General features: G+C 60.6%; 17 protein-coding genes and 2 pseudogenes. 9 read left to right on the top strand and 10 right to left on the bottom strand.

Annotated elements, in window-relative coordinates:
• Positions 1 to 62 precede the first annotated feature (62 nt).
• Entirely contained in the window at positions 63 to 3,125 is a 3,063-nt protein-coding gene (locus EM6_RS16305; RefSeq protein WP_126424212.1) for a TonB-dependent receptor, read from the bottom strand.
• Between the two features lie 225 nt (positions 3,126 to 3,350).
• Between EM6_RS16305 and EM6_RS16300 the strand changes: the two genes are divergently transcribed.
• From EM6_RS16300 to EM6_RS16260, 9 genes are all read left to right on the top strand, one after another.
• Positions 3,351 to 3,896, top strand: a complete 546-nt coding sequence (locus tag EM6_RS16300) for an RNA polymerase sigma factor (RefSeq protein WP_126424211.1) — start codon at positions 3,351 to 3,353, stop codon at positions 3,894 to 3,896.
• Complete coding sequence (locus tag EM6_RS16295) at positions 3,881 to 4,804, top strand: FecR family protein (RefSeq protein WP_126424210.1); 924 nt, start codon at positions 3,881 to 3,883, stop codon at positions 4,802 to 4,804. Before EM6_RS16300 ends, EM6_RS16295 begins: the two co-directional genes overlap by 16 nt.
• A gap of 254 nt (positions 4,805 to 5,058) precedes the next feature.
• Positions 5,059 to 5,481: a DUF350 domain-containing protein gene (locus EM6_RS16290; RefSeq protein WP_126424209.1), complete on the top strand. Its 423-nt coding sequence runs from the start codon at positions 5,059 to 5,061 to the stop codon at positions 5,479 to 5,481.
• 15 nt (positions 5,482 to 5,496) lie between these two features.
• Positions 5,497 to 6,204 (top strand): DUF1190 domain-containing protein, encoded by a 708-nt coding sequence (locus EM6_RS16285; RefSeq protein WP_126424208.1) that lies wholly within the window; start codon positions 5,497 to 5,499, stop codon positions 6,202 to 6,204.
• Between the two features lie 12 nt (positions 6,205 to 6,216).
• On the top strand, positions 6,217 to 7,419 hold the full coding sequence (locus EM6_RS16280) for a glutathionylspermidine synthase family protein (protein ID WP_126424207.1): 1,203 nt from the start codon (positions 6,217 to 6,219) through the stop codon (positions 7,417 to 7,419).
• A 127-nt stretch (positions 7,420 to 7,546) separates the two neighbouring features.
• The gene (locus tag EM6_RS16275; RefSeq protein WP_126424206.1) at positions 7,547 to 8,986 is read left to right on the top strand and encodes a sugar porter family MFS transporter; all 1,440 of its coding nucleotides are present in this window, start codon (positions 7,547 to 7,549) and stop codon (positions 8,984 to 8,986) included.
• Between the two features lie 11 nt (positions 8,987 to 8,997).
• Entirely contained in the window at positions 8,998 to 9,747 is a 750-nt protein-coding gene (locus tag EM6_RS16270) for a FadR/GntR family transcriptional regulator (RefSeq protein WP_126424205.1), read from the top strand.
• A gap of 6 nt (positions 9,748 to 9,753) precedes the next feature.
• Positions 9,754 to 10,905, top strand: coding sequence for a galactonate dehydratase (gene dgoD, locus EM6_RS16265; protein WP_126424204.1), 1,152 nt, complete (start codon positions 9,754 to 9,756; stop codon positions 10,903 to 10,905).
• Positions 10,905 to 11,624, top strand: coding sequence for an SDR family NAD(P)-dependent oxidoreductase (locus EM6_RS16260; protein WP_126424203.1), 720 nt, complete (start codon positions 10,905 to 10,907; stop codon positions 11,622 to 11,624). Before dgoD ends, EM6_RS16260 begins: the two co-directional genes overlap by 1 nt.
• 189 nt (positions 11,625 to 11,813) lie before the next feature.
• Here EM6_RS16260 and EM6_RS16255 read toward each other — a convergent pair whose 3' ends face one another.
• From EM6_RS16255 to EM6_RS16210, 9 genes and pseudogenes are all read right to left on the bottom strand, one after another.
• On the bottom strand, positions 11,814 to 13,886 hold the full coding sequence (locus EM6_RS16255) for a phosphocholine-specific phospholipase C (protein WP_126424202.1): 2,073 nt from the start codon (positions 13,884 to 13,886) through the stop codon (positions 11,814 to 11,816).
• 1 nt (position 13,887) lies between these two features.
• On the bottom strand, positions 13,888 to 15,411 hold the full coding sequence (locus EM6_RS16250; RefSeq protein ID WP_126424201.1) for an alkaline phosphatase D family protein: 1,524 nt from the start codon (positions 15,409 to 15,411) through the stop codon (positions 13,888 to 13,890).
• 159 nt (positions 15,412 to 15,570) lie between these two features.
• Positions 15,571 to 17,826, bottom strand: a complete 2,256-nt coding sequence (locus EM6_RS16245; RefSeq protein WP_126424200.1) for a TonB-dependent receptor plug domain-containing protein — start codon at positions 17,824 to 17,826, stop codon at positions 15,571 to 15,573.
• A 165-nt stretch (positions 17,827 to 17,991) separates the two neighbouring features.
• Entirely contained in the window at positions 17,992 to 18,870 is an 879-nt protein-coding gene (locus EM6_RS16240) for a MurR/RpiR family transcriptional regulator (protein WP_126424199.1), read from the bottom strand.
• A 104-nt stretch (positions 18,871 to 18,974) separates the two neighbouring features.
• Positions 18,975 to 19,445: pseudogene (locus tag EM6_RS17615) on the bottom strand (ISNCY family transposase); the annotation flags it as partial.
• Positions 19,446 to 19,567: 122 nt separating this feature from the next.
• A pseudogene (locus tag EM6_RS16230) lies at positions 19,568 to 19,867 on the bottom strand (integrase core domain-containing protein); the annotation flags it as partial.
• A gap of 220 nt (positions 19,868 to 20,087) precedes the next feature.
• Complete coding sequence (locus tag EM6_RS16225) at positions 20,088 to 21,089, bottom strand: NAD-dependent epimerase/dehydratase family protein (RefSeq protein ID WP_126424198.1); 1,002 nt, start codon at positions 21,087 to 21,089, stop codon at positions 20,088 to 20,090.
• A 360-nt stretch (positions 21,090 to 21,449) separates the two neighbouring features.
• Entirely contained in the window at positions 21,450 to 22,259 is an 810-nt protein-coding gene (locus EM6_RS16215) for a FadR/GntR family transcriptional regulator (RefSeq protein WP_126424197.1), read from the bottom strand.
• Between the two features lie 187 nt (positions 22,260 to 22,446).
• Positions 22,447 to 23,208 (bottom strand): FadR/GntR family transcriptional regulator, encoded by a 762-nt coding sequence (locus EM6_RS16210; RefSeq protein ID WP_126424196.1) that lies wholly within the window; start codon positions 23,206 to 23,208, stop codon positions 22,447 to 22,449.
• Between the last annotated feature and the right edge of the window lie 267 nt (positions 23,209 to 23,475).

The raw sequence follows: 23,475 nt of genomic DNA, 5'->3' as shown, positions 1-23,475 counted from the left end.
TTATCTTAAGCGCCTAAGTCTTGCCACCGGAGGCCATATGGCCTCCGGTGGTTTTTTTCGGGTTAGAGATCGTATCTCAGGCTGAGCGTCAGGCGCTGACCGGAGTCGATGATATCCGACAGGGCCAGACTGTCCTTGCCGACATGGGCCCAGTAGCTATAGGCCCCGGTGAGGTTGGTCGCCGATAGCGAGAGGCGCAGACGCGGCCGGACCTGCCAGTCGGCTGAGAGGTCGAGCCGGGTAGCAGGCCTGACCCATACATTGTCCCAGTCACCGGGCGCGGACAGCGCATTATAGCTTGAGAGATAGGCACCCGTATGTTGCGCGCTCAGGGTCACTGTGGCGCGTTTGTAGCGATAAGAGGTGCGGAGGTTGGCCAGCCAGTCTGGCGCGTTCTGCATGGCGATGTTGCGGCCCAGTTCGTCGCTGCCCAGATCGACGCGAGTCCATTGGCGGCTCACTGTGCCCCCCAATGATAAGGCACCGCCCTTCACGGACCAGTACTGCCGGGCCTCAGCTTCCACTCCCCATACCAGACCTCGCCCGCCATTGCGTGGGGTCAGAACCATAGGGTCGAGCGAGCGCCCGAACAGGTTACCCCCGCCGCCGCTGTCAAAAAGATAGTGATCCAGCCGTTTGGCATAGGTACCGAAGGCATAGTCGATTCCGTCCGGACTGCGCCGTTCCATCGCCAGATCGAAATTCAGAGAGGTAACCGGTTCAAGCGCCGGATTGCCCTGCCGCAGCAGGGGGGTGTCATCGTCGGCGACCTGATAACGGACACCGCTACCCAGCAGCATGAAGGCCGGGCGCGCATAGCCTCGCCACAGGGCGATGCGATAGACATGCTCATCGTCCGGGCGATAGTTGATGCGCAGGCTGGGCAGATTGAGGGAAAAAACCCTGCGGTTCTGGTCCCAATAACCCGCAACCTCCTCCACTCCCGGTGGCTGGGGCGGCAGGACCCAGAAGCGGCTGTCGATGCGCGTCCGCTCATAGCGCAGTCCCGGCGCGATCTCCAACCGCCCAACCATCAGTCGCCCACTCAGATAAGCGGCGGCCACCGTTTCACGGCCGTGCTGACGGTTGCAGTTGTCGTTGTTGACGGCCAGTGTTGCGCAGGTATCAAAGCTCTGCGGCGTCACATAGTTATGGAAATAGTCGGCCAGCCGCTCATGATCGACCTTGGGCAGGCGCCAGTCGAAACGCCCCGGAAAGGCCTGATCATAATAGCCGCGAATGAGACCCAACGCCTCCCAGGTCAGGCCGGCGCGTCCCAGAAGATCGGCGAAATGGGTATTGGTCCAGTTGCGGTCGGTGACTTCGCGCACGCTGTCGGACCATTTGACGCCAAAGGCCAGGTGCCGCAGCGCGCGGTCATAGGCGGTGTATTCGGCATCGAAGCGCGCCCCCTGCCGGTACTGACGGCTGGTCTGCACTGTGAACTGCCCGGCGCGGCGGGCCAGAAGGCGCTCACCGACCGAATCCAGATCGGCGCGCAGGTCCGGCGTCAGTTGCGGCGTCGGGACACCATCCGTATAGCCAATCAGAAGGCCAGTATAGGGACGTCTCTGGGCACTGTTGTAACGGTCCACTTGATCGACACGCGCTGAGGCTTCGATGCGATCGGGCCGGTCGCTGCGCCCCTGACTGAAGAACAAGGAAGGGGTGAGGGTCCAGGCGCCCGCCTGACGGCGCGCGCCAACACTGACCGCCGACAGGCTGGCCACATCGGGATTGGTTTCGTACCACAGGCGGGATGAAACGCTGCCGACCGACAGGTGATAACGCCCGCTGCCGTTGTCGACCCAGCTCAGATTGCGCCCGACCACCTGACCGAGGGTCGAATTCTGTTCCGTGCGGTTATGGGCGGCTGTGGCACGCAGCCAGCCGTCCCAGTGATCATTAAAACGCCCGGTCAGGGTCAGCACGTCATAGCGGGCGCGGCTCTCACCCGTCGAGGCGCCGACATTGAGCGCCGTAGCGGTCAAAAGGCTTTGCGGATCGGCGCCGGCGGGCAGGGTGCCCTTGGCTGAGTCCGACGACAGATAGGCCCAGCCCGCATCGTTTTGCGCCGACATGATGCCTGCGATTTCGGAATTGGCGTAGCGCCGGCGTTCCTCAGTATGACTGAAATAAAGGCCGAAGCGCTCATCATCCCCAAAACGGCGGGCATATTCGACGCCGACACCGCCGCCGAGGCCGGACACACTATAGGTTTCGGCGCGGCGGTTGTCGTAGGCCGAAACGCTTAGCGACAGGTGCTGACGCGCACGAAAATCGTTCGCCGTCGGGGTGCGGAAGTCGATGGCGGCACTGATGACGTCGCCGTCCATATCGGGCGTTGGCACCTTGCTCAGGACGATCGATTGAAACCCCGTCGGCGGCAGCAGGTTCAGTTGCACGCCGCGCGAATGGGGCAGGCCCTGCGCCAGCGACACGCCGTCGATCATGTTGAGATTGAATTCGGTGTTCAGGCCGCGAAAGGCGCTGAACAGCCCTTCGGCGCGTGAGGCGGAATCGACCCCGCCGCTGAACGAGCGGCCAGTATTGAGCACGGTCACACCGGGCAGTACGCCCAGCGCTTCGGTGACATTGCGCGCCACCGTGCGTTCCAGATCGCTGCGCGACAGGATCGCCGTCGCCTGCGGCGCGCTAAGGCTGCCGTCGAAGCGGTCTGTGTCCTGACGCGGGTTCAGGATCGTGCGCTGCGCCACCACCACGACCTCGCGCACGGGCTCGGCTGTGTCCACGGCGCGCGGTGTGGGTACGGGGCGCGCGACCAAACGCGGCGCAGGCGGCGAGACGACGATAAAGGTGCGCGCGTCGATCTGACGGATCGACAGGCCAGAGCGCGATAAGACGCGGCGAAAGGCGGCTTCGGCTTCGAGCTTACCGGAGACGGCGGCACCGTTGTGGGCGCGCACCTGATCGCCGGAAAAGAGGATCTGCACTTGCCCCTGCTCGGACACGCGCCGCAAGGCCTGCTCCAGCGGCAGGGCCGGCACGTCGAACCGCCGGGGGGCGGCCTGAGCCGGGTGAGCCCAGATCGTCGCGCTTATGACACTGGTGGTCATGACGGTGGCTACGCGCACATAATCGACCTTGGGCACGGGCCCGCTCATCCAAAAATGCCTTCATTCACATCCCCACGGGTTTGATAATCAGGTGGCGTGATAGATTTATGACGTTTCACCGAACGGCGGTCGGGTGTGCTCATGTCATCAGCCTGTCACCAAAAGCCTGTTTGACAGTTTTTTTGGCGGTTGTGGCGCGCCTGAGCGTTAAAAGCTTTGGGAGCGCGTGTTCACAACCGGCGGACCATGTACGGTATCTATGACAGGTGGACGATGAGGCCGGACCCCGAAGCCTTACGGGCGGGTAACGCCGCTGCGCAGGTGAGCGGGCTGATCGAGCGGCTGGATGGTCGCTTGCGCCGCTATCTGGGGCGGGCGCTGCGGCCGGACGATGCCGACGACGCCCTTCAGGATATCTATGCGCGGCTGGTGCGACTGGCGCAGCGCGAACCGCCGCCGGAGTTTAACGTCACCTACGTGTTCAAGACCGCCGACAGTGTGATCCGCGACCTCTATCGTCACCGCCGCCGACGCGAAAGCGATCAGCACGTTGAACTTACGGATAACCTGCCCGAAGACGCGCCGACGCCGTTCGATGAACTGCGCTGGCGTCAGAATGCGGACCTGTTGCGTCAGGCCATCCGCAAACTCACGGCACAGGAACGGCTGGTGCTGATGCTTCACCGGGTCGAAGGCCTGAAACTCACCGAAATTTCGCAAAAACAGGGCATCCCCCTGCGCAGCGTGCAACGCCTGCTCGCCGACGCTCTGGCCAAATGCCGACATAATCTCAAGGACAGCGGATGGTACGAACAGTAATCCCGTTTCAGGGAAAGGGGACACCGCCTCAGGACGCCGAGGCACTGCGTCTGGTCGAGGCGATGACCGATGCCGAAGAAGGCACGGGGAACGCGACCGTGACAGCGGGCGATGCATGGACGCAGCGCGAGCTGGAGGCCGTGTGGGACGCCGTGGGTCTGCTTGATGCCGCGGATTTCGCTGAACCGCGCCCGCGGCGCGCCTGGTGGCCACTGGCTGCGGGCATGGCGGCGGCGGTTGTGCTGGGGCTGGGCGTGTGGTTTGTCGCTCAGCGTCCGGTTATTTACGAAACCAGGGTGGGCCAGCGGCAGGCGGTTGTTCTGGCCGACGGCTCGCGCGTCACGCTGAATACCGGCAGCCGCATCGAGGTGCGCGGCCGCAAGGTCGATCTGATGCGCGGCGAGGCGCTGTTCGAGGTGGCGCATAAGCCTGACGCCCGTCCCTTTGACGTGCGCACCGATCTGGCGCAGGTGCGGGTGACGGGCACGCGCTTTACGGTGCGCCGCGCAGAGACCGGCACCGATGTCAATCTGATCGAGGGTCGTGTCGAGGTGCGCGGCCAGAGGTCGGACGCACAGCTTGTGAAGCTGGAGGCTGGTCAGGCGGTGGCGGTGGACCGCGCCGGTCACTTAGGCCCGGTACATCCAGCCGATACGGTGGGCGTGAGTGACTGGCTGCGAGGGCGGCTGACCTTCAGCGGCACGCCGCTCAAAGAGGCAGTGGCCGAGATGAACCGCTATAGCGACCGCAAGCTAATCGTGGCCGATGCGCGGTTGGCGGCCTTGCGCATCGACGGGGAGTTCGAGGCGGGCAATACCGAGGCCCTCGCTCAGGCCCTGCACGCCCTCTACGGCGTGGACGCGCAGGCGAGCGCGGACGGCATCCGGCTGCGTTCAGGCCGCGACTGATGGCGAGCCAAGCGCTTCGTCAGTAGGAATGCGCGTGATGGCGGGTCAGGTATCCCCCTAAATCAACTTAGAGCGAAATGGCTTGAAGTTCAATCGCCATTTCGCTCTAAATATTTGTTTTATCGAGATGTTTGTGCGGAAAACCGCTCACGCTTTCCGCCCATCGCTTTAAAATCCCTCCCGATACCAAAGACCATTTGCCATACGCCCATCTGCCCCTATGATCTGAGCTAACACTCAACAGGGGGACGCAATTGATCAACGTCGAATCACTGGAAAATCTGCCGGCCTATCTCATGTTTCTGGGCACCGGATTGCTTGTCTGGCTGGTGGGCCTGACGGTTTATCTGTGGGTGACGCCCATTCGCGAGCTGGCGGAAATCCGCAAGGGCAATGTCGCGGTAGCGATCCATTTTCTGGCGGTCAGTCTGGCGCTGGCCCTGCCGATCCAGTCGGTTGGCCATTCGACCTTCAATGCCGGCGATATGATCCTGTGGGGCGGTATTGGCATCGTGTCGCAGATCGTTTTGCACCTGCTGGTCCGCCTGTTCGGCAAGAGCTTCTACACCCGTCTGACCGAGCCGGGGAATGAGAAGGGTTGCATCGCCGCGGCTCTGGCGCTGTCGGCGCTCAGTCTGGTCGTCGGTATGCTGAACGCCTCGGCCTTGTCGTACTGAGGCAGGGGCAGAACCATGACCCGCTATAATTCCACCCGGGCCTACAGGGCCGATTATCTGGCCCGCCTCAACCGGCGCAAGGCGCGCTGGGTGGCGGCGCTGGCGACGACGGTTTCGGCGGTCGCCATGCTGACGGGCTGTGATGAGCCGCAGGCCACACAGGCCCCGCCGGTTGCCCAGACCGAGCAGATGCGCGTCTATAAGACGCTGGACGAATGCAAGGCGGCGCAGGACGATGACAAGCTGTGCGAAACCGCTTTTGCCGAAGCCTGGGAGTGGCAGAACCAGCAACCGGGCTATAGCGCCAAGCAGCAGTGCGAGGCGGAATACGGCGTAGGTAACTGCGAAAGTCGCGCAAATCCGTCTGGCGGCAACTGGTTTGTGCCGCTGATGGCGGGCATGATGATGTCCAATGCCATGAGCCGCATGTCTCAGGACCAGTATCTGCGGGAAAAAGAGCGTGAGCGCGGGGGCGGTGCCTATCCCGTCTATGTGAATAGCCGTGGGCAGGTGTCGAGCTACGGGGCCGGGGGGCTGCGCCCGATGGGATACCGGGTGACGCCCGGTGGCGCGGTGCCGACCTATATGGATGTTGAACGCGACCCCTCCGGACGTGGTTACGCGGCGCGCGGCACTTACAGCAAAACGGAAACGGGCTATCGGGCGTCATCGCGCGGCGGGTTTGGCAAATCCTCATCCTTCCGTGGCAGTTGCTGCGGTTAAAGAGATAAATGCATGGAACGCTGTCTTGTGCCGGTGCGCGACAACTGGAAGGCGCGCGTCGAAGCGGAGGGGATGCTGTGGCACAGCGCCCCCGGCCTGACCTACTGGCATGAAGGCGTGGCCTATCGCTTCACCGAAGCGGAGATCGAGGCCATCCATGACGCCACTGAGGCCTGTCATCAGATGGCCCTTGCCGCCGCCAGGGCGATTATCGAAGGCGGTGAACTGGCAAACTATGGCTATGGGGCCGACGCCATAAAGCTGATTGAGCGAAGCTGGCACACCCGTGAGCGCGACATCTATGGCCGCATTGATTTCGCCTTTGACGGGGTAAATCCACCCAAAATGCTGGAATACAATGCCGATACCCCCACCAGTCTGCTCGAAGGCGCGGTCATACAGTGGTCGTGGCTCACCGATACGTCAGGGCCTGACGCCACGAATCAGTATAACGACCTCCACCGCGCCTTGGTTGAGCGGATGCAGGCTTTGAAGGCGGAACGTGACGCGGGTTTGCTGGGCGTGCGCCAATGCGGGGCCCCGTTGCACGTGGCCTGCGTCTTTCCGCACGATGAAGACACCGGGACCGTGGCCTATATCGAAAGCGTGGCGCGTGAAGCCGGGCTTGAGGTCTGTTTCGTGCCCATGGATCAGATCGGTTTCAGCGAGGCCGAAGGCGGCACATTCCTTGACCAGAACGACGTGCCCATCCGGCTATTGTTCAAGCTCTACCCGTGGGACTGGCTGCTGGCCGATGACTATGGCCCGCTTCTGACGCAGGCCGTGTTGACACACACCATCCGCCTGTTTGAACCGGCGTGGAAGATGGTGCTGGCCAACAAGCTGCTGATGACGAAGATGTGGGAGATGCATCCGGACAGCCCCTATCTGCTGGAGACGCGCCGCAGTGATGAGGCGTTTCGCGCGGCTGGTCATGGTTTTGTGCGCAAACCGGCGCTCGGTCGTGAGGGACAGAATGTGTCGGTTTTTGGGGCCGGTGACCGTGCGCACACAGCACAAACCGACGGTAATTACGCCGACAATGACTTCGTCTATCAGGCCTTTGCCGATCTGTTCCGTGACCCGTCATCCGGAGCCTATGCCCTGATCGGAAGTTGGGTGATCGGCGGGGAGGCGGTGGGCATGGGCATCCGCGAGAGCGACCACCTGATCACCGATGATCGCTCGCGCTTTGTGCCGCACCTGTTTCGCTGAGCTCTTTGACGATTTGCCCGTGCCCCCCTGACGCCCCTACAGAGCGGCATAAGTATTATATATCTTGACGCCTTGGCAGGATGCTTCGATAAAGGCGCAAACAAGACAAGATGACAGGGCGTGGATCATGGTGGCAGGTGCAGGCGTGACAGGGGCATCGGGTGGGGGGGGCGGATCGCCCGCAAAACTCAACCTGGCTTACATCTGGATGATTTCAGCGGTGGCGGCCTTGGGCGGACTGCTCTTCGGCTACGACTGGGTCGTCGTGGGCGGGGCGAAACCCTTTTATGAGGCCTATTTCCACCTGACGTCTGAGACCCTGATCGGCTGGGCCAATAGTTGTGCGCTTCTGGGCTGTCTGGTGGGCTCGATTGTGGCGGGTCTTTTGTCGGATCGCTTTGGACGCAAGCCCCTGCTGATCCTGTCGGCGGTGCTGTTTGGTGTCTCGTCTATCCTCACCGGGTGGGCGACGTCGTTTGACCTGTTTATCGTCTGGCGCATTCTTGGCGGTGTCGCCATTGGCATGGCCTCCAATGTGTCGCCGACCTACATTGCCGAAGTCGCCCCTCCGGCGTGGCGCGGGCGTCTGGTGACGCTCAACCAACTGACTCTGGTCATTGGCATTTTGGGGGCGCAGGTCGTCAATCTGCTGATCGCCGGGTCTGGCACGGAGGCGGCGACGACCGAAGCCCTGCGCCAATCGTGGGTGGGTCAGTTCGGCTGGCGCTGGATGTTCACAGCCGTCGCCGTGCCATCGCTCATCTTTTTGGTTCTGGCCCTTCTGGTGCCGGAAAGCCCGCGCTGGCTGGTCAAGGCGGGGCGCACAGAGCAGGCCAAAGCCGTCTTTGCGCGGATCGGCGGCAGCGACTATGCCGAAGGCCAGATTGCGGATGTGGCGCAAAGCCTGAGCCACGAGGCCTCCGGTCAGGCCCACTGGCGTGAACTGTTCAGGCCCGCGGTGTTTGCGGTGCTGTTAATGGGCATCGGGCTGGCCGTGCTTCAGCAATGGAGCGGCACCAATGTCATTTTCAACTACGCCGAAGAAATCTATCGCGGTGCCGGTTATGACCTCAGCGGTATCATGTTCAACATCGTCATTACCGGGGCGATCAACCTGATCTTCACGCTGGTGGCGACGGCCTTTGTCGATCGGGCCGGGCGACGCGCCCTGATGCTGTGGGGCGCCGGGGGCATGGCGTTTATCCACGCGCTTCTGGGTGGGGCCTTCTTCATGGGTTTGACCGGGCCGCTGGTGCTGGGGCTTACCCTGGCCGTGATTGCACTCTATGCCATGTCGCTGGCGCCGATCACCTGGGTGTTGCTGTCCGAGATTTTTCCGACCCGTGTGCGAGGTCTGGCCATGTCGGTGTCTGTTTCAGCCCTGTGGATCGCCTGTTTCGGCGTGACCTTCACCTTCCCACTTCTCAACAAGGCGTTGGGGGCGGCCGGCACCTTCTGGATCTATGGCCTGTTTTGCCTGATCGGCTTTGCGCTCATCGCGCGGTTTGTGCCCGAGACCAAGGGCCGCTCGCTCGAAGAGATCGAAACCCAACTCGGTTTGCGTTGAGGGGAACGTCTATGGTGACCGCAGACACAGACTCCTTTCTCCGTATGGGGCTGGCGGTGCACTTCAATGCCACACAGTCGATCGTGCAGGCTCTCGGTGTAGCAATTGTGACCGGGCAGTACGCAGATAAGGCCTTTCCCACCGAAAAGGCGCTATGCCTGCAATTTGATGCGGCGCGCACCATCGTGCGTGAGGCGGTCAAGATGCTGGCGGCCAAGGGGCTGATCACCTCGCGCCGGCGGCAGGGTATACGCATTGCACCTGAGGATGACTGGAACCTGTTTGATCCGGATGTGCTGAACTGGCTTCTGGAGCGCAGTCAGTCGCCTGAGCTGCTGCTCGATTTTCTGGAAATGCGTCTGGCGGTCGAACCAGCGGCGGCGGCTCTGGCAGCTCGCTATGCCAGCCCGGCGCAAAAGACCGCCATTCGCAGTGCCATCGAACGGATGTACGCCGCCGAACGAGGCGAGGATGACGGTCTCACGGCTGATATTGCCTTCCATATCGCCGTACTCAACGCCAGCGGCAATCGCTTTTTCAAGCAGATGCGCGTCATGATCGCCACGGCGCTGGCCATCAGCATCCGCTACACCAACCGTATTCAGGGCCGTCAGGCCAGTGCGCCCGACCATGGCCGCGTTGCCGATGCCATATGTGACGGCGACACCGTTCGCGCACGCGAGACCATGCAATGGCTGCTCGAAGGCGCGCAGCAACTGGTCACGAGCCAAATCACCGTTCAACCCTCTGCGCCTGTCTAAATGTCCATGCTCACATCGCCTATCACCAAAATCGAAACATTTCCCGTGCCGCCGCGCTGGCTGTTTGTGCGCGTTGAAACCGAAGATGGCCGCATCGGCTGGGGCGAAGCGTCGCTGGAAGGCCATACCGAAGCGGTGGAAGGGGCCTTTGCCTCCTTGCGCGACCGCTTTATCGGTTCAGACCCTGAGCGCATCGAAGACGTCTGGCAAACCGCCTATCGGCTGGGTTTTTATCGCGGCGGACCGGTGCTGATGTCGGCCTTGTCAGGTCTCGATCAGGCACTGTGGGACCTGAAAGGTAAGGCGTTGAACGTGCCGGTCTATCAATTGTTGGGTGGCCGCGTGCGCGATTTCGTACCCGTCTATGCCTGGATCGGTGGGGATCGTCCGTCAGATGTTGTCGAAGCGGCGCGCGTGCGCAAAGCGCAGGGCTTTACCTGCGTCAAGATGAACGGCACCGAAGACATGGGCTGGCTCGATAGCCCCCGGTCACTGGATGCTACGGTTGGCCGCCTCGAAGCGGTCAAGGCTGAGGGCATGGACGCCGGGCTGGATTTCCATGGACGGGTCCACAAGCCGATGGCCAAGCAACTGGCGCGTGCGCTGGAGCCTCTGCGGCCTCTGTTTATCGAGGAGCCTTTGCTCAGTGAGCATCCGGAAGCCATCGAACAGTTGTCAAAACTGACCACCATCCCGATTGCGCTGGGGGAACGGCTGTACAGCCGCTGGGACATCAAGCCGTTTCTGCAAGCGGCGTCAGTCGATATCCTCCAGCCCGACCTCAGCCATGCCGGCGGCATTTCCGAGGTGCGGCGCATGGCGGCCATGGCCGAAGCCTACGACGTGGCCATCGCCCCGCATTGCCCGCTGGGGCCGATCGCGTTGGCCGCCTGTATGCAGGTGGCGCTATCCACGCCCAACTTTGTCATTCAGGAAATGTCGCTGGGCATCCACTACAATACCGGCGGCCACGACCTGCTGAGCTATATGAGCAACCCTGAAATCTATGACGTAAAGGATGGCATGGTCGCCGCCTTAAACGGGCCGGGTCTGGGGGTCGAGGTTAATGAAGACAAGGTCCGCCGCCTGAGCCGCGATTGCCCGCCCTGGCGTAATCCGGTGTGGCGTGGCCCGGACGGTTTTGTGAGGGAATGGTGATGCGCTTTTCGGGCAAGACCATCTTGATCACGGGGGCGGCCAGCGGTATCGGTCTGGCCACGGCGCAGTATCTGGCCGGACAGGGGGCGCACCTGGCGCTGATCGACCGTAATGCGTTTGCGCTTGAGAGCGTGGCCACAGAGTTGGGGGCGCTGGCCTTGCCGTGCGATGTGTCGGACGAAGCGGCCTTGCAGGCCGCCTATGACGCAACCTGCGGCCGGTTTGGCTATGTCGATGGCGTGGTCAATGTCGCGGGGGCGATGATCTATAAGGCGCTTGACGACCTGACCGGCGACGACTGGCAGCGACTGATGGCCATCAACTTCTTTGCTGCCGCCCATCTGACGCAGCGTGCTTTTTCGACAATGAACCGAGGGGGCGCGCTCGTTTTCGTCGGCAGTATCCACACGCATCAGACCTCGCCTCTCGTGGCACCCTATGCGGCGGCCAAAGCGGCCCTGTCGTCTCTGGCGCGCACCGCCTCTATCGAAGGCAAGCCCAAGGGTATCCGCGCCAATGCGGTCTTGCCGGGGGCGATTGACACGCCCATGCTGCGCGAAAGTCCGAATATCAAGTCCGGGGCCGAGGTCATTGATCCGGCCGACATCGGCCAGCCCGAAGACGTTGCCGCAGCGGTGGCCTTCCTGCTCAGCGATGAAGCCCGCTTTATCACCGGCACCTCCATGGTCGTGGATGGCGGCCGGCTGGCGAAGCTGTAAATCACTAGAGCGATATGTCGAAAAGCGTGAGCAGTTTTAGACAAAACATCGCGACAAAACAAAAATTTAGAGCGAAATGGCGATTCCTCTTAAAGTCATTTCGCTCTAACGCACGAGTCAGATAGTCCGTCTTTTTTTGTTGGGGCAGCATTTTACTACGCCCTGAACGCTGCGTGTCTTCAGAACCCCTTAAACCGCCGGATCGCTGATCGACGCGTGCCCGCTCTCCAGACGACCCGCGTAGCGCCGGAGGAAGCCCTCCGCTGAAACCGTGACATCGTACCAGCCGCCGCTGGCGCCTGTGTCGAGTGTGACGCTCTGTGTCTTGCCCGCATCCAGTGACACCGTCTGCACAGGTCCGCCGTAAACGCTTTGATCCATAGTGAGTTTTTGAAGTGTTTTTGCGTGATTTTTCAGCGTGAGGACAAGGGTATTTCTGCGGGTTTCAAGTGCCGTTTCGGCAGCAAAGTCCGATTGCCCGGCAAAAATGCGTAGAAAGCCGTTCGGACCTGAAACCCAGAGGTCATAGGCCTTATCCTTTACCGACCAGACGTCAGACAGGTGCTTCCCAGCTTCGATCGTGTAACGGCGCGGAATGAGGTCGAGGTTCAGCCGGTCATAGACGTGCAGGACCAGACCCCTTGTTCCGGAATTGCGCAAATCAAGCGTCAGGTCTGTGCCACCCACCCGGGCCGTGACCTCTGGCCTGTAGGGCAGTGGACGCGAGGGTCGTGCCCCCGACTCCTGTTGCAAAGGCTGGGGCACGCTCGGCGGCGTGATCGCCTTGCGATGAATTTGTCTCAAAACCTCGCGCTCAGAGTTGGAACTGTCTGGCAGAGGCGGAAAGGTCGGGTCATTGGGGGTATCGAAGTCGAAGCACGACGTCAGATCGCCACACACGGCGCGATGCCAGGGGCTGATCGCAGGCACCACGACGCCGAAACGCTTTTCGATGAACTGACCGACCGAGGTATGGTCAAAGACTTCGGAGGCGACAAACCCGCCCTTTGACCACGGCGATACTACGTACATGGGCACGCGGGGGCCAAGCCCCCAGGGCCGTAGGCTGCCGGATACCGTGTCGCGCGGATCGCGATACTTGCCATCCGGGTCCGAAAAATAGAAGCCTTCCAGCGGCAGGGTGGATTTGCCGGCCAGCGTTCCGTCAGCCCGGTACGACGGCGGAGCCGGCGGAGGGGCATGGTCAAACAGGCCGTCGTTTTCATCAAAGGTCTGAAAGAAGACCGACTGGCTCCAGGTCTCCGGATTGGCGGTCAGGGCTTTGAGAATGCCGGCGGTAAACTCCGCGCCCTGAAGCGGCGTAGAGGCTGAGGGATGCTCTGACCAGTCCTTGGGCGGTAAGATCCAGGAGACCGCCGGGAGTGTCCCTTGCCGGGCGTCTTCGGCGAATTGCTCCAGCGACCAGTGCGCCATGCCCTTTTCATAGAGGGGGTCTCCCGGCTTGCACTCGCGGAAACTGCGGAAGGCGAGGCCGCCGTGCATGGCACCGGTCCAGTTATCGTTCGGATCCTGATAGATGCGCCACGAGACCCCCGCCTGTTCAAGCACGTCCGGGATGGTAGGCCAGTCAAACGCCGTCCCCTGATAGGTATATCCAGGCTCAGGCAGCGCCCCCTTGATCCAGCAACGCAGATTGTTGGGTTCTGAATTCGCTTCTGTGGCGTTGATGCCCTTTGCCCGAAGCTGCGGGTCATGGTTGGAGCCTGACCAGAAGACGATACGATTCGGGTCCGTACCGGTTGTAATGGAGCAATGATAGGCGTCACAGATCGTAAAGGCCTCGGCCAGGGCGAACTGGAACGGTATGTCTGACCGTTTGTAGTAGCCCATGGAATAGGGGTTTTTGAACTTCGGCCAGTAACCGAAGCGGCCCTGATTCCAGGCTGCCTGTGAATCCGCAAAGGAATGCGGTGTGCCCGGCACGGCGATGGCGTTGGTCGTTTTCGTATCGAGATGGAAGGGCGCAATGAGGTTTTGTCCGTCCGATTGCTGCCATACAGGTCCGGCCGGCATGGGCACGGGGTGTCGATCACCGAAACCGCGCACGCCTTTCAGGGTGCCGAAATAGTGGTCGAAGGAGCGATTTTCCTGCATCAGGATGACGATGTGCTTCACATCCTGAAGGGTCCCCGAAACCCGCTTTGCCGGAATGTCGAGAGCGGCGGCAATTTCCGGATACAGGGCGCTTGTGGCCACGCCTGCGCCCATCAGACGCAAAAAGGAACGGCGATCAGTGGCCATTTCAGGCCTCCTTTGTATGGAAGGTGATGTCGGTTCGCACAGGGCTGGTTTCGATGCCAACGTCAGCCACTATGCGATAGTCTGCGGCCCAGTTGTCCGGCGTGACGGTGTGGCGCACATAGCCACGCTGATCGCCGTTATAGTGGTGGACATGCGGGTTATGCGACAGGGCATCCTGCATGTCTCTCGCCCACGGGCAGGCCGAGGCGATGGAGGTGCCGGCAAATTCATGACCGATGCGCGGCGTTTTGGCCTCATAAGGATCGCGGTGCAGGCTCATCACCGCTGAACAATGCCAATCGCCGGACACAACGATCGGGCGGGCCTTGCCCGCGGCCAGCGCATCGATCAGCCGCTGGCGCTGAACCGGGTAGCCATCCCACTGATCGAGATTGCGTTCAGGCGCGTCGGGGGTATGGTTATAACGGAAAGAGCCAAACCAGGTCTGCGAAGCCAGAACGGTGAACGGGGCCTCACACCGATCAATGCCCTTAAGTAGCCAGTCTTCCTGCGCCGCGCCGGTGAGGGTGCGTTTCGCATCGAGCAAGGCTGTACACGGGGGTTTGCGATTGTCGCCGCAGGCCTGATCGTCGCGAAACTGCCGGGTGTCGAGAAGGTTCACTTCGGCCGGGCCGAAGCGATAACGACCGTACATCTGAAGGGTGCTTTTTAACCCCTCAAGTACCGGTGGCTTTTCAATCGGCATGTGCTCCCAGTAGGCCTGAAACGCCGCCAGCTTACGCACGCGGAATTCAAGAGGCGTCTGGGCATAGGGGTCTTGCGGCGTGTCGCCCGCCCAGTTGTTGTCCACCTCATGATCGTCCATCGCCACGATCCACGGCGCGGCGGCATGGGCGGCCTGAAGATGGGGGTCCATCTTGTAGAGGGCGTAGCGGTTGCGATAATCCCAAAGGGTGACGATTTCGGCGCTGTTGTGCAGCCGGACGGTTTCAAACGCCTGACGACGCCCTTTTCCGATGTCCCGCATCCGGGTGCCGAGGGTGCCGATGCCGCCTTCATAGATGTAGTCGCCGACATGGATGACGCAATCTGGCATCCATTCGGCCATATCCTTGTAGGCGGTGAAGTATCCGCTCTCGTAGCTCTGGCAACTGGCGTGGGCGAGTTTCGCCGTCGGGGCCGTGCGCGAGGTCGTGCGGGTGCGGCCGATCGGGCTGTCGGCATCAGCGTAGTGAAACTGATAAAAGTAGTCGCGGCCCGATTGAAGAGCACTGAGGACGATATGGACACTGTGGCCGACGTCGTCACCGGTCATCACCACGCCCTGACGGACCACCTTCGTCATGCCTTCGTCTGCGCACAGGCGCCAGCGAACCTCAGCGGGGCCGCTCATGCCGCCGCCCTTCAACGGTTCTGGCGCAAGCCGGGTCCACAGCACCATCCCGTCTTCACGCGGTGAGCCGGAAGCCACCCCCAGAGTGAAGGGATAGGCGGAGGCCCGCGCGGAGGCAGGCACCCAGAGGGCGGCCGAAGCCGACGTCAGGAACAAACGGCGCGAAAACATGGTACGGGCTTTCGATAGGAGGCTAGAGCGTTTTTCGCTCTAAAGATGGCGTCGGGGGCGCGTCCGGATGGAAACAGGGAGGGGACCGAAGGCAGGAAGGGTCGGTCACATCTGTTCAGAAAACCCCTCCCTCCCAAAGGGAGGAAGGGGTGAGGCGCATCAGAACGAGGTGGCAAAAGTCGCGTAGAAGCTGCGCGGCTTGCCTTCAAACGGATAACCATAGAAGTAACGGTCATCGGTATTGGTGTACTCACCGCGGTTAAACGCCGAGCCGTAGAAGTTGTTGCCGTAGCCGTAGCGCTCTGCGTAATACTCATCGAACAGGTTGACGATGCGCAGTTGGAAGCGGTGCTGAAGCTGTTCACCCGCCAGGTAGGTGACGGAGGCGTTGACAACCGTGTAGTTGCCGAAGTTGTGGCTGAACTTCGGAACCCCGGTGTCCTGACCCCGGCCGTTGACGGCGGGCTTGGTTGTGCCGGCAATGGCCGGACCGCCGCGCGCCCATTCCGAACCCTGAATGCGGGCCAGTGCCAGGAATTTCCAGCGACGGTTTTGCGACGTCCAGTTCACCGATGCCGTCGAGAACCAGGACGGCGTTTCAGCCAGTTGCAGGCCTTTACGCGAACCCGACGTTTCCGATGCATCGGTGCTGGTATAGGCGAAGTTCATATCCCATTGATTGCCGACGCTCATGTCGAGCGAGGCGGTCGCCCCCTTGATTTCGGTGATGGCCGATGAGTTGAAATACACATTCGGCGTCAGACCCGAGGTCGTGGTGATGCGATTGGTGATTTCAGTATGGAACCCACCCAGTTCACCGGCAACGGAGACATCCCCGAAGGTGCGGCTATAGCCCATGGCGGCCGCAAAGGTCTTCGTCTCTTCGGGCAGGAGGTCCGGGTTACCGACGGTGAAGACCGGGCTGGTTGCGCCGGGCGGACGCGGATTGTTCTGGTAGAGCTCGTTGGTTTGCGGCAACGAGTAGGAGGTGCCGCCATTGGCCCGGATGTAGCCCGAACCGAAGACCGGCTGACGCAGACCGAACTTCCAGATGGTTTTGGAGTCAAAAGCGTCAGAGAAGTCCGTGCGCACGGCCAGCGAGAGGTTGGTATCCGGGCTGAAGGCCAGTTTCGGGTGCAGGTCCACAAAGACGCCCGTGGTCGCAAAATCATTGTTCGGGGTGGCGAACGCTTCCGAAGAGTCGTCCTTATAGGTTACGTACTGCAACCCGCCGATCACTTCGAGCAGGCGGTGCGCCTGCCAGGTGGCCCGCACAGTGGCCCCCATTTCCTTGTAACCCGATTTGAACTGGTTGGTCGTCCCGAAACCGTGAGCGAAGGCGGGTTCAACGGCACCGGTCCAGTCGCCGCGCGGTATTGTTCTTGACGGGTTGTTCGGATCAACACATCCCGCAGCGATACGGCAGATTTCGGGGTAGAGTTCCGCGTTCCACAGCTTCGGATTGGAGTAATAGGCCGAGGCCTCGAACAAAAGTTTGTCTGAAACGCGCTTGGTGAAGGCGGCGTCGAGGATCGGATAGCGCAGCGTGTTCGGAGAGTAGGACTCGCCCGACGGGAACGGGTCCTGGAACCAGCTTTCGACATAGATGGCATTGGCGCGGAATTCGGTATTGTCGTCGATCTTCCAAAGATATTTCGCGCCGATATTGTTGCGGTTATAGGGGTAGTCCTGAACCCCGCCCGACAGCTTGACGTTATCGGTGAATTTTTCAGGATCGAAGATGCGCGGGCTGTCGGTGGCCAGCATGGTGCCGTAGACCATCAGGCTGTGCTTGCCGTCTTTATCGAGCGGGAAGGCATAGTTGCCCCAGATCTCCCGCGTTTCGAACGAGCCGTAAGAGACGCCAAATTCACCTTTCTTTGACCCATCGGGCTTTTTGGTGATCACATTGACCACCCCAATGCCGCCATTGGAGCCAAAATAGAGGCTGTTGCCGCCGCGATAGACCTCGATACGGTCGATCATGTGCGGGTCGATGGCCGTCGCGCCCCAGATGTTTTCGAGGGCCGGGCCGCGGTCATAGGTGGGCACGCCGTCGATTGCGACCAGGGTATCGCGGTCGCCGCCGCCATCAAGGCGGATGGTAAATTCGCCCTCATCCGGCGAATAGCCGATGTTGACGCCCTTGACGAGGAACTGCATGGCTTCGGCGAGGTTGATCGCGCCAGAGTCCTCAATGGCCTTTGCGCCGACCACCTGAACTTCGGTGCCATAGGCCTCGGCCTCTTTGGCCAATAACGACGTGCGGTTCTTTTCACCTTTGACGGTGATTTCCTGAACGGTCTGATCAGCCGGCGCGTCTTTACCCGTATCGGCCGGGCCAGCGGCCATGGCTGTGCCAGCGGCCAGCAAGGCGAGCACGCTTGTGCCCGCGCTAAAAAAATGGCGTTTCATCGAATTGTCCCCAGTAGGTCAGGCGGTCGGGAGGCGGACCGCGTGACACAGGGAAGTATTCACTGATTGTTAATCCTCAGCGGCAAATCCGTGACGAATTGATGAAAAAAACTCAACCAAAAATTCATTAAAAATGAACTTGTCTCAAAGTGCGGACAGAGGCCGTCAGAACCGCTTGAGTGACAGGACGTCGAAGGTTTCCTGAAGCGTCTGACTGGCGCGGTTAAAATCATTCAGCGCAAGAGCAGCAATCAGCGCATCGACGACACAAAGCTGGGCTATACGACTGGTCATGGCTTCGGTTCGAAACAGGGTTTCGCGCGCCATGGTCAGAAGGCGGACATCCGCGTGCGCAAAGATGGGCGAGCGGGTGAAGTTGGTTATGACGATGGTCCTGGCCCCGGCCTCATGCGCCAGACGCGTTGAGGTCAGGGTCTCATGGGTGGCGCCCGAATGCGAGATGGTCAGAACCGCTACGTCGGGGCCGGTTCGTGACGCACTGATGGCCTGAACGTGCGAGTCGATGACCACCTTTGACTCCAGCCCGATACGTAACAGGCGATAATTGGCGTCTTCGGCCACAGGTGCCGACGAGCCGATACCATACACTTCGATGCGTTTGGCCTGCGTCATGAGGCGCACAGCCTCCGCCATGGCAACGGGGTCCAGCACCGAGAGGGTATCGCTTAGCGCCTGAGCGCCGGAATGAAAGATTTTACGGCAAGTGGTTTCGATATCATCCGTGGGCTCAAGGTCCTCGTGAATGAAATGCACCGGTTGCACCAGTTCTTGCGCCAGCGAGAGTTTGAGCTGCTGAAACCCTTTGGCCCCCAACTGCTGACACAGGTTGATCACCGTACCCTCGCTCACCCCCGTCTTTTCCGCAAGTTCCGTTACGGACATTCCCACAACGGTGCCGGCATTCTGCAGGATATAGTCAGCCACCAGCCGGGCACTGGGCCCCAGATTGCTGCGGGCGGCACTCAAGCGCGACAAAAAATTAGGTATGGGGGCGGGGGCTGACGCAGATCGGGAGGCGGGCATTCAAACGACACACAGGATTGAGTTTGGTAAAACCGCCGGTTCGCGGTCACCTTTCATATGTCAACCCGCTAACGGAAACACAAACAACTTATTGTTAAACCTTGGACGAACTGCAAATGCATCAATCGGTTGGTGGCGTCATCGATGAAGACGAGCAGGGTGCACTTCGGGCCGCGGCCCTCAAACCAGCGGTGATCCGAGCCGTCGATCTGGATCAGTTCGCCGACGCAGTCACGACGATATCGGGGTTGATGGACACGGCCGCGGCGCTTTTTGCGAGGCTACCACAGGCCATCCTCGACCATCCAGGCGCGCAGCGTCTCACGCGAAACGCTGATATCGTGCAGTTCATGTAACTTCTCAAATGCGAATGTCGGCCCAAAAACCGCATAGTTGGCCCTGACGACATCCATAACAGCCAGCCGCACATCGTGTGGCGTCTTGCGATTGCTGGGCTGACCGCGCTTCAGTCCTATAAGTTCAGCCGCTGCTGAAACCGTGAGCCGTCCAGCCGATAGATCACGCAGAACTTCGAGCCGCGAAAGTTCTTTGTCGCTCATGATATGTAGCACCATTTAGAGGGCCTCCCACAACCTTGCAGGAGGGTGCCATCTCTAACTGGCACGAGTGCGACATTACTAAATGGCGGCTACATATGAAATACGCATAATAAATATTATGGGAACGGAGATCGGATTTAGCTGTTTAGTCCCGGTGATTGATGGCTTGGGTCGAGTCTGAACGTTTCGGGTTCGATTGTCCATCGTTTGCAGATGTATTCATAGGGAGTGAGGCCTTTGAGTGTCTTGAGGCGCTTGGCGAAATTGTAGGCGTTGATGAAGTCAGTCAGGTGGGTCTTGAACTGATCGTGGCTGTCATAATGATAGCGTTTGACGGTGGCCTCCTTGATGGTGCGGTTCATGCGTTCGACCTGTCCATTCGTCCACGGGTGTTTAATCTTGGTCAGGCGGTGCGCGATGCCGTGCTCGCCGCAGACACCTAGAGCGTTATGTCGAAAAGTGTGAGCGATTTTCGACAAAAATATCACGATAAAACAAAAATTTAGAGCGGGATGATGCTTCCATTTAAAATCATCCCGCTCTAGCATGCCGCCTTTGGCACTGACAATTCTGGAGAGAGTCATGGGCTTGGCTCCGAGCTATCCACACCCTCGTCGCCCTGCCCTTCTTCTATTTACTGAAACAGCCTGTCCTTCGTTAAAGATACAAGGCCAAGGCCGCTGCCTTCACCGCCTCTGCGGCGGGACGGAGCGAAAGGCCGGTCAGCTCCGTGGTCAGGCGACTGTCGGCCACGGGATAGCGGCCCAGATCGGGCTTGAGCGTAGCGAGCGATTTGTCGAACAGTGACAAAAAGCGCGTCAGGGCAAGTGGCAATTGTTGCGTTGGGATGCGTCTGGCGTTCTGCGGCAGGATAGTGCGCAACAGATGACCCATTTCGGACAGCGAGAGCGTATCCGCCGCGGCCAGCAGACGCTGCCCGCCGACCGGCGCGGTCATGGCCTTGACGTGCAAGGCCGCGACATCACGCACATCGACGATGGGAAAGGCCACAGGCGGCACCGCCGGGTACTTACCCTGAATGAGCATCGACACAACGTCGAGCGACGTCCCCCAGTGCGCATCCAGCGGCGGGCCCAGCACGAGACCAGGATTGATGGCGGTCAGCGCCTCGCGGCGACCGATTTCGTCCATGTAAGCCCAGGCCGCCCGCTCGGCGCGCGTCTTGGCGACGACATAGGGGGTGTTCGGCGACCATTCGGGATCGGACCAGTCTTGGGGGCCGAAGGTAAAGCGGCTTTCAGCGCGCGGCGCATACATCATGGCGGCGATTGAAGAGGTCATGAGGATGCGCTCGGCCCCTGCGGCCGCCTTCAGCACGCGCAAGGCACCATCGCGCGCGGCGGGCACGAGTGCCTCACGATCAGCGGGCTGCACCAGCGGAAAGGGTGCGGCCACATGGTGCACAAAGCGGCAATCGCGAGCCGTCTCTTCCCAACCCTCGTCGCTTTCCAGATCGAGCGTGACGAAGCTCAGGCGCTCGGTCGAAAGACCGTGCGCCTGCATGGCCAGCCGCACCTCTTCGGCGCGTGACGGGCTACGCACTGTGCCACGCACAGCATAGCCCGCGGCCAGAAGCTGCGCCGTCAGATGCTTGGCGATAAAGCCACCTATACCCGTGACCAGAACGGTGTCCGTCATGGTTATGATCCTCTCCGAATGCGGTCTGAGACATGATGTATACAGCAAAACCCGCTGAAAGGTTTTCGCGAATCTCTGTTGGTAACACCCGCCTTACGTCCGATCAGATACTGACGCACCGCCGCGTCATCCGAAAGACCAGTGGTCAGATCATAGGCGCTTGCGGCCTCGATTAGACGCCCCACTTGTCTGAAAAGGTCAGCCCTTGTCGGACGGTGGCCGTCTCAGGCTCGACCAGAAACGAAGACCCATACATCTTCGGCTGACTGACGCGCAAAGGCAGGCGGATTCGACATCGCCTGTGAAAAATAATCCGAACATTGTTTTTGCCGGTCGCAAGTCCTGTTTGCAACCGAAGACTCAGCGCTGAATGGCGGGCAATGACTCGCTTAAGGTCAGGGCCGTCTTCAAATTTTCGTAGTGGTGCCACATCGAATAGAAGGCCCCGTCTCCGTCGCCGCGATGCAGGAAGTCGAGCGTGCGCTGATGGTCGGCAAATACCACGCTGCGGAAGCGGTCACCGTACAGGAGAACGCTCAGATTGCGCAGCGCCGGGCTTTGCTGACGCCGCTGCCAGGCCTGTTCCGACATGAAGACAAATTCGTAATTGTGCGTGGCCTGCGCGATCTGACGGTGGAACTGGTGGTTGCGCGGCTCGTATTCCTCATCTGCACTGGTATTGACCAGCATCTGCAAGGCCTTCTCCATGGCCGCCATGTCGTCTTCGCTGTGGCGGGCAGCCGTGATGCGCGCGATTTGACAATCCAGCCATTGATGCGCGTCAATCAGATGCTGGGGGTTAAGCTGGGCCACCGCCAGTTCGCCCGTCGCAAAACCATCGGGCGCCTCGACATTGACGCCCTGCGCATAGGCCTGCGGCATGATGTAGATGCCAGAGCCCTGACGCGATTGCACCGCGCCCTTGACTTCGAGCATAACCAGCGCATCGCGGATGACCGCGCGCCCTACCCCATAGATTTCCGCCAGATCACGTTCGGTCGGCAGTTTGCCGCTACTGCGGAATTCTCCGGAACGGATGCGCTCCAGCAGCGACTTGCCGATCACCTGATAGGCGCGAAGGTCTTTCTCGCTCCACGTCTCTTCGGCGGCCGCCGGCTCTGTGTCGGGGAGACCTTCACGGCTGTGTCGGGATGCCACTTTGGGGTTCATCTGGGCTCTCAAATTCTTGCGGTCTGCCGTGGTGAAGGTATTGCGCTCGCCACTCAGACCATACACATTTTATTGGCCAACCAATATAAAAATTTTGAGCGTTCAGACCCACAAAAGGAACAAAAAAAGGGCTGTAAGTTTTATTAGTCAACAAGGTTCATTGGCTTTGATTGACCGGCCAATTGCGTCAGCGCTGCGAACTCAGCGCGATGGTTTCGGACTTGTACAAGGTCTTCAAGTTCTCAAAGTGGTGCCACATGGCGTAATAGGCGCGGTCGCTATCGCCTTTTCTGACCGCCTCCAGCGTCCGTTTGTGGTCGCCAACGCACAGATTACGCAGGGTCACGAAAGGGGGTGAATCGTTCGCCAGATGCGCCGCTGAAGCCTGAGCCCGGCGTTCCCACATCTGTTGCGACAGCCACATCAGTTCTGTGTTGCGCGACGCCTGCGCCAGAGCGCTGTGCCACTGAACACTCAGGTGGTTCAATTCCGGCATGGAGAGCGTTAGGTGCAAACGCTCGACCATATCCTCCAGCCGCAGGCCGTCGGTGCCCGCCAGCGTCGCCTGCTTGGCAATATGGCTTTCCAGGCATTGCTGGGCGTGCAGGATGTCGAGCCATTTCGGCGCCGGGGCTTCACTCAAAGGCCGGTCGGCAAACTCCTCCTTGCGCTCAGGCCAACCCTCGGCATAGGCGGTTTTGGTGATGTAGATGCCTGATCCCTGACGCGATTGCACCAGACCCTTGACTTCGAGCATCACCAGCGCGTCACGGATGACCGCGCGGCCGACGCTATAGACCTCGGCCAGTTCGCGCTCGGTCGGCAGTTTGCCCGTGGCATGGAACTCACCGGAGCGGATACGTTGCAGCAGGGATTGCCCGATAACCTGATACGCCCGCAGATCGCGCTGGGTGCGTAGCGCCTCCGAGGCCATCTCTTCGTTTGACATCACGTTCCGCCGCACGGCTGTTGAACGTCTTGGATAGCCCGCACTTGACCGCCGGGTCAATGCGCCCGCGCGCATTTGATCGGACACACTACCCGATGACCTGGCCTCACTGGCACCGGACCTAAACTCACGTGCTCAATGGGGAGCCCTTCCGACTGAACTTCCAGCCTCACCGCCACCCACCTTAGAGTCAGGGCAAGCCCCCCTTTCCGTGATGCAGAAAAAATCGTCAACAGGAATTTGTCAGACCATGTCTTCAAAAAGATT

Source organism: Asticcacaulis excentricus (assembly GCF_003966695.1).
Classification (GTDB): domain Bacteria; phylum Pseudomonadota; class Alphaproteobacteria; order Caulobacterales; family Caulobacteraceae; genus Asticcacaulis; species Asticcacaulis excentricus_A.
Note: the sequence above shows the minus strand (reverse complement) of the source record. Positions and strands in the feature narration are given on the sequence as shown.

Bases quoted from the DNA above. Each gene is read 5' to 3' on its own strand.
- EM6_RS16305 (WP_126424212.1), bottom strand. From the start codon at position 3,125: ATGAGCGGGCCCGTGCCCAAGGTCGATTATGTGCGCGTAGCCACCGTC.
- EM6_RS16300 (WP_126424211.1), top strand. From the start codon at position 3,351: ATGAGGCCGGACCCCGAAGCCTTACGGGCGGGTAACGCCGCTGCGCAG.
- EM6_RS16295 (WP_126424210.1), top strand. From the start codon at position 3,881: ATGGTACGAACAGTAATCCCGTTTCAGGGAAAGGGGACACCGCCTCAG.
- EM6_RS16285 (WP_126424208.1), top strand. From the start codon at position 5,497: ATGACCCGCTATAATTCCACCCGGGCCTACAGGGCCGATTATCTGGCC.
- EM6_RS16280 (WP_126424207.1), top strand. From the start codon at position 6,217: ATGGAACGCTGTCTTGTGCCGGTGCGCGACAACTGGAAGGCGCGCGTC.
- EM6_RS16275 (WP_126424206.1), top strand. From the start codon at position 7,547: ATGGTGGCAGGTGCAGGCGTGACAGGGGCATCGGGTGGGGGGGGCGGA.
- EM6_RS16270 (WP_126424205.1), top strand. From the start codon at position 8,998: ATGGTGACCGCAGACACAGACTCCTTTCTCCGTATGGGGCTGGCGGTG.
- dgoD (WP_126424204.1), top strand. From the start codon at position 9,754: ATGCTCACATCGCCTATCACCAAAATCGAAACATTTCCCGTGCCGCCG.
- EM6_RS16260 (WP_126424203.1), top strand. From the start codon at position 10,905: ATGCGCTTTTCGGGCAAGACCATCTTGATCACGGGGGCGGCCAGCGGT.
- EM6_RS16255 (WP_126424202.1), bottom strand. From the start codon at position 13,886: ATGGCCACTGATCGCCGTTCCTTTTTGCGTCTGATGGGCGCAGGCGTG.
- EM6_RS16250 (WP_126424201.1), bottom strand. From the start codon at position 15,411: ATGTTTTCGCGCCGTTTGTTCCTGACGTCGGCTTCGGCCGCCCTCTGG.
- EM6_RS16245 (WP_126424200.1), bottom strand. From the start codon at position 17,826: ATGAAACGCCATTTTTTTAGCGCGGGCACAAGCGTGCTCGCCTTGCTG.
- EM6_RS16240 (WP_126424199.1), bottom strand. From the start codon at position 18,870: ATGCCCGCCTCCCGATCTGCGTCAGCCCCCGCCCCCATACCTAATTTT.
- EM6_RS16225 (WP_126424198.1), bottom strand. From the start codon at position 21,089: ATGACGGACACCGTTCTGGTCACGGGTATAGGTGGCTTTATCGCCAAG.
- EM6_RS16215 (WP_126424197.1), bottom strand. From the start codon at position 22,259: ATGAACCCCAAAGTGGCATCCCGACACAGCCGTGAAGGTCTCCCCGAC.
- EM6_RS16210 (WP_126424196.1), bottom strand. From the start codon at position 23,208: ATGTCAAACGAAGAGATGGCCTCGGAGGCGCTACGCACCCAGCGCGAT.